Origin of the sequence: Micromonospora sp. NPDC057141, assembly GCF_042670805.1 — a bacterium.
Classification (GTDB): domain Bacteria; phylum Actinomycetota; class Actinomycetes; order Mycobacteriales; family Micromonosporaceae; genus Micromonospora.
The window spans coordinates 1-1197 of record NZ_JBHUVA010000178.1; the positions used below are offsets into that span (position 1 = coordinate 1).

General features: G+C 68.8%; 1 protein-coding gene. It reads right to left on the reverse strand.

Annotation, left to right across the window (positions count from 1 at the left end):
- The coding region (locus tag ACFT41_RS32325) for an amino acid adenylation domain-containing protein (protein WP_377614117.1) at window positions 1–1197 on the reverse strand (1197 nt) is incomplete at both ends.

Below are 1197 nucleotides of genomic sequence, written 5' to 3' on the forward strand. Positions count from 1 at the left end.
ATTTTGACTTGGTCGTCGACTCGGCCGAGGTATTCGAGTTCGCCGTTGGGTCGCCAGCGGGCAAGGTCTCCGGTGCGGTACATCCGTTCGCCGGATTCGAATGGGCAGGCGATGAACCGTTGCGCGGTCAGGCCGGCCTGGTGCAGGTAGCCGCGGGCGAGGCCGGTGCCGGCGAGGTACAACTCGCCGACGACCCCGGGCGGCACCACATCCAGCCGCTCGTCCAGGACGTAGACCCTCTCGTTCCAGTTGGGGCCGCCGATCAGCGGGGCGCCCGTGCCGGACAGCGGCCCGCTCACGGTCGTGCACACGGTCGCCTCCGTCGGCCCGTACCCGTTGAACATGCGTCGGTTCTTCGCCCAGGCTGCGGCGAGTTCGGGTGGGCAGGCCTCGCCGCCGACGATCAGGCACTCGAGTTCTGGTAGCTGCTCGGGTCGTGCGCCGGCGAGGGCGCTGGGTGAGACGACCGCGTGGGTCACGCGCAGCTCGCGTAGGACGTCGGCGAGGACTTCGCCGGACAGGGGGCCCGGTTCGGGTAGGACGAGGGTCGCGCCGGACGTCAACGCCGTCAGGATCTCCGTGAGCGCCATGTCGAAGCTGAGCGAGATGAGCTGCGCCATTCGGGATCCGGGCCGCACATCCAGGATGTGCACGAGGTACGCGAACAGGCTGGGCAGACTCCGGTGGCTGACCACGACGCCCTTGGGTCGTCCGGTCGATCCGGAGGTGTAGATGGTGTATGCCGGGTGGGCGAGGTGGAGCGGGGCGAGTCGTTCCGTGTCCTGGAGGGTGGCGGTGCTGTGTCGTGTGATCGTGGCCGTCACGTTGGGGTCGTCGAGGAGGATCTGGTGGTTGTGGTGGGGGAGGTTGGTGGCGGTGTGGTGGTTGGTGATGGTGGTGACGGGGGTGGCGTCGGTGAGCATGTAGGTGATGCGGTCGGTGGGGTAGGTGGGGTCGATGGGGAGGTATGCGGCGCCGGTTTTGAGGACGGCGAGGACGGCGGTGATCATGTCGAGGGAGCGGGGGAGGGCGACGGCTACGAGGCGTTCGGGGGCGGCGCCGAGGGTGATGAGGTGTCGGGCGAGTTGGTTGGATCGGGTGTCGAGTTCGGTGTAGGTGAGGGATTGGTCGCCGTAGGTGATGGCGACGGCGTGGGGGGTGCGGGCGACCTGGGCGGCGAACAGCCCGGGCAGCGGC